General features: G+C 68.3%; 7 protein-coding genes and 2 pseudogenes. 5 read left to right on the forward strand and 4 right to left on the reverse strand.

Going from position 1 to position 5,649, the window contains the following annotated elements; translation table 11 throughout:
* The first annotated feature begins 508 nt into the window (after nt 1–508).
* Nucleotides 509–712, forward strand: a complete 204-nt coding sequence (locus AC559T_RS07970; protein WP_007507818.1) for a cold-shock protein — start codon at nt 509–511, stop codon at nt 710–712.
* Here AC559T_RS07970 and AC559T_RS07975 read toward each other — a convergent pair.
* The 3 genes and pseudogenes from AC559T_RS07975 to AC559T_RS07985 all read right to left on the reverse strand — a co-directional run bounded on the left by AC559T_RS07975 (nt 663) and on the right by AC559T_RS07985 (nt 1,700).
* On the reverse strand, nt 663–1,190 hold the full coding sequence (locus AC559T_RS07975) for a hypothetical protein (protein WP_243657449.1): 528 nt from the start codon (nt 1,188–1,190) through the stop codon (nt 663–665). The genes AC559T_RS07970 and AC559T_RS07975 overlap by 50 nt on opposite strands.
* A gap of 27 nt (nt 1,191–1,217) precedes the next feature.
* Nucleotides 1,218–1,304 (reverse strand): annotated as a pseudogene (locus AC559T_RS07980) (IS6 family transposase); the annotation flags it as partial.
* Between the two features lie 138 nt (nt 1,305–1,442).
* Nucleotides 1,443–1,700: a hypothetical protein gene (locus AC559T_RS07985; RefSeq protein WP_368954051.1), complete on the reverse strand. Its 258-nt coding sequence runs from the start codon at nt 1,698–1,700 to the stop codon at nt 1,443–1,445.
* A gap of 655 nt (nt 1,701–2,355) precedes the next feature.
* On the opposite strand from AC559T_RS07985, the gene AC559T_RS07990 reads away from it, so the two are divergent.
* The 4 genes from AC559T_RS07990 to pspAB are packed head-to-tail and all read left to right on the forward strand — an operon-like array spanning nt 2,356 to nt 4,940.
* Nucleotides 2,356–3,135 (forward strand): PspA/IM30 family protein, encoded by a 780-nt coding sequence (locus tag AC559T_RS07990; RefSeq protein WP_112105253.1) that lies wholly within the window; start codon nt 2,356–2,358, stop codon nt 3,133–3,135.
* Nucleotides 3,132–3,410, forward strand: a complete 279-nt coding sequence (pspAA, locus tag AC559T_RS07995) for a PspA-associated protein PspAA (RefSeq protein ID WP_020460126.1) — start codon at nt 3,132–3,134, stop codon at nt 3,408–3,410. The genes AC559T_RS07990 and pspAA overlap by 4 nt, the downstream gene beginning before the upstream one ends.
* Nucleotides 3,411–3,417: 7 nt before the next feature.
* Nucleotides 3,418–4,350, forward strand: a complete 933-nt coding sequence (gene htpX, locus AC559T_RS08000; RefSeq protein WP_498868285.1) for a zinc metalloprotease HtpX — start codon at nt 3,418–3,420, stop codon at nt 4,348–4,350.
* Nucleotides 4,351–4,361: 11 nt separating this feature from the next.
* On the forward strand, nt 4,362–4,940 hold the full coding sequence (gene pspAB, locus AC559T_RS08005; protein WP_368954054.1) for a PspA-associated protein PspAB: 579 nt from the start codon (nt 4,362–4,364) through the stop codon (nt 4,938–4,940).
* A 90-nt stretch (nt 4,941–5,030) separates the two neighbouring features.
* Here pspAB and AC559T_RS08010 read toward each other — a convergent pair.
* Nucleotides 5,031–5,539, reverse strand: a pseudogene (locus AC559T_RS08010) (IS1634 family transposase); the annotation flags it as partial.
* Nucleotides 5,540–5,649 lie beyond the last annotated feature (110 nt).

Here is a 5,649-nt window from a genome sequence, read left to right on the forward strand (position 1 = left end):
GTGGTAGCAGCCCCTCCCGCGCGGTCCGATTCTTTTCCCGCAGCCCTGCGTCGGCCTTCGGTAGCGTGCCAGCGGTGATCCCGCCACCCCAGCAGCAGAACGTCGGGGATGCTTGCGGCGACGAGCGACACCGGCGCTGGTAGACTGATCCGCAGCTCGGCCAGCGAGCCGTGGACAACCAGGACCGCGGCGACAGACCCCGTCTGGACACCGCTTCCCGCTCCGCCGGTGCCTCGTGCGCCTTTGACGTCGGTTCCCAGCGTCTGGTTCCGTTCCCGACCCCGTGACTTCCGCCGCGGCAGGCCTCCCGACGGCAGGCAACGGGTTGGCGTGATGAGTGGTAGGTTAGTCCTGTTGCAGTTGTAGGTTCCTCGAACGTATGGACGCCCGCAGATTCCGACAGCGGGCGTTTGTTGCATTCCGACCAGTTCGACAGTGGGGGCGATCACGCTGCGGCACCCCGGCCGCACCAGGCGGCCCCGGTTCGGCTCCCACGGAGGAGAAGCACATGGCTCAGGGCACTGTTAAGTGGTTCAACGGCGAAAAGGGCTTCGGGTTCATCGCGCAGGACGGCGGCGGCCCGGACGTTTTCGTTCACTACTCGGCGATCGACAGCGCGGGCTTCCGTAGCCTGGACGAGAACCAGCGCGTGGAGTTCGACGTCACGCAGGGCCAGAAGGGCCCGCAGGCGGAGCACGTCCGCCCGGTCTGACGCGCACCCGCAGACGTCTGCGTCTCGGGCGCCCAGCATTGATCGTTAGATGCACTGAACAGCTGCGCGGGTCGGATACCGACCCGCGCAGCTGTCGTTGTGTCGACGGCACGTCCGCACAGGCCATGATCGCGGCGTGTGAATGTGAAGGGGAAGCGGCAGATTCGGGCGTCCGGCGCTCCTCCGCTGGCCTTCGTCCCGCGCACCGGTAGCGACCGAACCCCTGGGGACTCCCACCGATGGGGACTCCCACCGACGACCCCTCAACCGAAACAGGCCAGCTCACAGGCCGAAACCCGGATTGCGGAGCCCCACAGGTCGGCCTCGGTCCAGTTGTTCTCTCGGGCGGCGTCGACGTGGCAGGACTCGGGCAGCAGCCCGTCAAGGAGCCGTGGGTAGACCGGGCCTTGTCCGTGGTGACCTCGACCGGCCGACGTCCGTACGCCAGCGCCCGGGCGAAGAACCGCCGGGCAGCCACCCGGTCACGCCGAGTACTGGCGAGAACGTCGACGTCGAGGCCTCCGGCGAGCAGCTCCTCGACGTCCCGGTACGACAGCGCGAACCGCAGGTACCACCGCACCGCCAGCACGATCACCTCCGGCGGGAACCGGAACCCCGCGAACTCCGACCTCGGAGCCGATGGACAGACACGACGTCGACGCATCACTCGATCATGAACGATCGACAGCCGCGAGGGCGGACTTCGCCAACGCAACAGAGCCCGGCCAGCTTAGTGGACAAAGACCAGGGTCCCGCCCGGGGTGACGGACACCTCGACCACGCCTTCCATCGCCAGCCGTTCGTACACTTGTTCGACCAGGTGGTCAATTTCGTCATCGTTCTTGAACGGCATCGCCGCCGCAAGCTCCGCGAAGAGCTCCAGGGCTACCGGCCGACACGAGGGGCATAGGTCGGTAGGCCCGAGCGCGGTCTCGACCGTCGTGACCCCTTCGGTTCGATTACACGCTAGATAGTCACACTTGGTCATAGGACGAGACCTTCCGGCAAGCGCCCTCCAGCGGCTGGCTCCCTACTGAATCCGAGGGCCTTTCAGGTACCTACCCAAGCTCCCCCTATCCAAATCACCCCGTTCCTCCGTCTACGGCTGAACGCAGGACGTTCGCGGGGTTGCGTCGGGGCCGAGCTGGGGTTTCGCGCAGGCAAAGATCGTCATTCGCGGCCGAGCGACGGCTTCGAGCGGGAGGTCTGGCGGCATGGGCACCAGTCCTCCCCACACCCGTGGGTGTGATCCGGCCAAGACGTCTGAACGGGATGCGTTGTGGGAGTGAACAGCCCCGGAGAAGCTGCTTGCCCGCCTCGCTGCCCACCCCGGTCGACCCCGACCAGCTGGATGACCAGTGACGGGACGAGGAGGGAGTGTCCGACCGCCGGTCGGGTAGCCCGGGGGTGAGATCCCCCCGGGCTACCCGGCCGCCGTCACCCCGCGACCTTATTGAAAACGACTGTCACCGCTAATAAGCTACCCGGCGCGACGTTGACATGGTCATGTCTCCTTTCGTGTTGGGAAGAACCCCCGCGCGGGCGGGGACGACGCCGGTGCGGAAACAGATGGACCCGCTCCCGGGTTGCCGGCGGCGCCCGGGGAATGCCCACCATGGGCCACCCGGCGGAGGGAGGCACCGATGAGCCTGAGCCGACGGTTGGCATTGGTGTTCCGGACCAAGGCCAGCAAGATCCTGGACCGCGCGGAAGACCCACGGGAAGTTCTCGACTACTCCTACCGGCGCCAGCTCGAACTCCTGCAGCAGGTACGCCGCGGCGTCGCCGACGTCGCTACCAGCCGCAAGCGGCTGGAGCTGCAGGTGCGGCAGCTGCAGGAATCCGGCGGCAAGCTGTCGGAGCAGGCCCGGCAGGCGGTCGCTGCGGGCCGCGACGACCTCGCCAGGGAGGCGCTGAGCCGGCGCGGCGGGGTGACCGGGCAGATCGAGGACCTCGGGCGACAGCATGCGTCGCTACGGGCGGAGGAGGACCGGCTGATGCTCGCTGCGCAGCGGCTGCAGGCGAAGGTCGAGGCGTTCCGGACCCGCAAGGAAACGGTCAAGGCGACCTATACCGCGGCCGAGGCGCAGACGAAGATCGGCGAGGCGTTCGCCGGCGTCTCCGAGGAGATGGGCGACGTCGGGCTGGCGATCCAGCGAGCCGAGGACAAGACCCAGCAGATGCAGGCCAGGGCGGGTGCGATCGACGAGCTGCTCGCCTCCGGTGCACTGGACGACGCGACGGCGACCGGGCCGAGGGACGACATTCAGGCCGAGCTGGACCGCCTGTCGGCGACCACCGACGTCGATCGCGAGCTGGCCACGATCAAGGGCACGCTGCCCGCCGCGGGGCCGCCGCGGGCGATCGGGACCGCGTCGCCGGGCGCCGAGCCGGAGGCTCCGCCGCTGGAGGGAAGGTCATGATCATACGCATCCTCGGCGAGGGACAGTTCGACGTTCCCGACAGCGAACTGGATGCACTGAACGTCCTGGACGAACGGCTGGTCACAGCCATCGGGTCGGACGACGAGGAGGCCTTCCACGCCGCGGTCGACGCACTGCTGGGCCGTGTCCGCGAACTCGGCTCGACGCCGCCGGCGGACCGGCTGGCGCCGTCCGATCTGGTGCTCCCGGCCGCCGACACGACGCTAACCGAGGTCCGCGGCCTGCTCGGCGACGAGGGTCTGATCCCAGGCTGAGGAGTCGATGATGGTCGTGCGTGCGCCGCGACGATTCTCCGCCGACCGCGGGCTGACGGTCCGGATGCTGGTGACCGTCTTCCTGCTCGGGCTGGTCTACGTCGCCTTCGTGGCCGTCCTGATCGGTATCGGTCTGTCGCCGGTCCTGGTCATCGTGATCGCCGGGGGCCTGCTGTTCGCCCAGTACTGGTTCTCCGACCGGATTGCGCTGTACGCGATGGGCGGCCGGGTCGTCACCCCGCAGCAGGCGCCGCAGCTGCACGGTGTCGTCGACCGGCTGTGCGCGTTGTCTGACACACCCAAACCGGCCGTTGCCGTCGCGGACGTCGATGTGCCCAACGCGTTCGCGACCGGCCGGAACCCCAAGCGGGCCGTTGTCTGTGCCACGACCGGGTTGCTCCGGCGGCTGGACGCCGAGGAGCTCGAAGGGGTGCTTTCCCACGAGCTGTCTCATGTCGCGCACCGGGACGTGGCGGTGATGACGGTTGCGTCCTTCCTGGGGGTGCTCGCCGGGCTGATCACCAGATTTAGCCTATATTCCGGAATGTCCGGCGGACTCGGCCACGCGGACGACGACGAGGAGGACAGCGGCACCCTCGTCGTTCTCGTGGTGGTACTCGTATCAACCATGGTCTATGCAATGTCGTTCGTGCTGACCAGGGCACTCTCCCGCTACCGCGAGCTGGCCGCGGACCGGTCCGGGGCGCTGCTCACCGGCCGGCCATCCGCGCTCGCGTCCGCGCTGACCAAGATCAGCGGCGACATGTCCCGCATCCCGACCCGCGACCTGCGGGCAGCCGAACCATTCAACGCGTTCTTCTTCGCGCCGGCGGTGGCGGGCGGGTTCAGCCTGTCCTCGCTGTTCTCCACCCACCCACCCCTGGACACCCGGCTGACGCGGCTCGCCCTGCTGTCGGCCGAACTCGGCGAGGCCAGATAGCAGGTCGCCGGATGCGGATCCTCGACGTACTGCTCGGCCGGTCCCGACCGGTCCAGCCGAACCTGGACCGGCTGTTCGCGCTGCCTGCTGCGGCCGTGACCCTGCAGGTGCGGTCGCAATGGCGACCCAGCGGGGTCGGATCGGTATGCGTCAAACCCGCGGAGGGCGGCGCGTTCGCCGGCCTGCAGGGGGAGATCGACCGGTTGCTCGCGCTCGACGGCGGCCGGTACGAGCGTCGGACCGACGCGTACGGCTACGTCTGGTTGATCCGGCGGACGGCGACCGAGGATCTCGCCGGGCTGGTCACCGATCTCCATGCGGTCAACGCCGCGTTGACCGACGCCGGCTTCGGCGCGGCGCTGCTATGCACCGTCGTAGCGTTCACCGACGACACCCGGCCGCTGGGGTTGATCTACCTGTACAAGCGGGGCACCTGGTACCCGTTCGCGCCACTCGACGATGAGCGTCGCGACAACCCGCTGGAACTCGAGGTCAGGGCAATCCTGGCGGACGACCTCCCGATCGAGCCCGATCTGTCGCGCTGGTTCCCGGTTTGGGGCTCGCCCGGTCTCGACGCACCGCGGCCGTAGGTCCCCGGAGGGGTCGCACCGCACACATGACCCGTTCGCTTGCTCCAGAAAGCGGTCCGAGGATCATTCCGAAACCAGTTCCTAGGCCATTTAGTGCGTGCCGTGGATCGCGCCGAGGGCGGTGTGGAGGTCTTCGGGGAGGGGGTCGGCGCCGGTGATGGTGGGTCACCGGCCTGGATCGTGATGGTGCGGTAGCGGCGGGCAGTCGTGGCGAACTTCTTGATGGACCAGCCGGTCGTGTTCTCGATTCACCGACTGACGGCGAGGGCGGCGAACACGATGGTCAGGTGCGCCTCGGTCGACTCGCGGGTGTGGTGGTAGGCAGGTCGGGCGGCGAGGTCGGACTTGCTCGTCCGGAAACTCTTCTCAACGTTTAGCAGCCGACTGTAGGCGGTGATCACCTGGTCGGGGTCGGGGTTTGCCAGGTTGGTGGCGTAGCCTTTGATCCCCGCCAGGGCGCGGTTCTTCGCTTCCAGCGTCCAGTCGACCGACTTCGTGGCGCCGGCCAGGCGCACATACTGGTTCCGCTTCACAGGGGTTTTCCCCGCGACGACTTTTTCCGCCTTGCCGATCAGGTCAACACCGGTGGCCGAGTTCCGGCACCCCACAGGGGCTGTGCACGCGGGCGTAGACCACAATAATCATGTCCGGCGGGAAACCGGACTCCGGACCTCCGCGGGGCGGCGCCGACCGCGCCCGGTGGTTCGGT

It is taken from the genome of Frankia sp. Hr75.2 (assembly GCF_949319125.1).
GTDB lineage: Bacteria > Actinomycetota > Actinomycetes > Frankiales > Frankiaceae > Parafrankia > Parafrankia soli.

What these genes read in the sequence shown, in the direction of transcription:
- htpX (WP_498868285.1), top strand. Translation starts at nt 3,418, where the DNA reads ATGATGGTCGTGCGTGCGCCGCGACGATTCTCCGCCGACCGCGGGCTG.
- AC559T_RS07970 (WP_007507818.1), top strand. Translation starts at nt 509, where the DNA reads ATGGCTCAGGGCACTGTTAAGTGGTTCAACGGCGAAAAGGGCTTCGGG.
- AC559T_RS07990 (WP_112105253.1), top strand. Translation starts at nt 2,356, where the DNA reads ATGAGCCTGAGCCGACGGTTGGCATTGGTGTTCCGGACCAAGGCCAGC.
- pspAB (WP_368954054.1), top strand. Translation starts at nt 4,362, where the DNA reads ATGCGGATCCTCGACGTACTGCTCGGCCGGTCCCGACCGGTCCAGCCG.
- pspAA (WP_020460126.1), top strand. Translation starts at nt 3,132, where the DNA reads ATGATCATACGCATCCTCGGCGAGGGACAGTTCGACGTTCCCGACAGC.
- AC559T_RS07985 (WP_368954051.1), bottom strand. Translation starts at nt 1,700, where the DNA reads ATGACCAAGTGTGACTATCTAGCGTGTAATCGAACCGAAGGGGTCACG.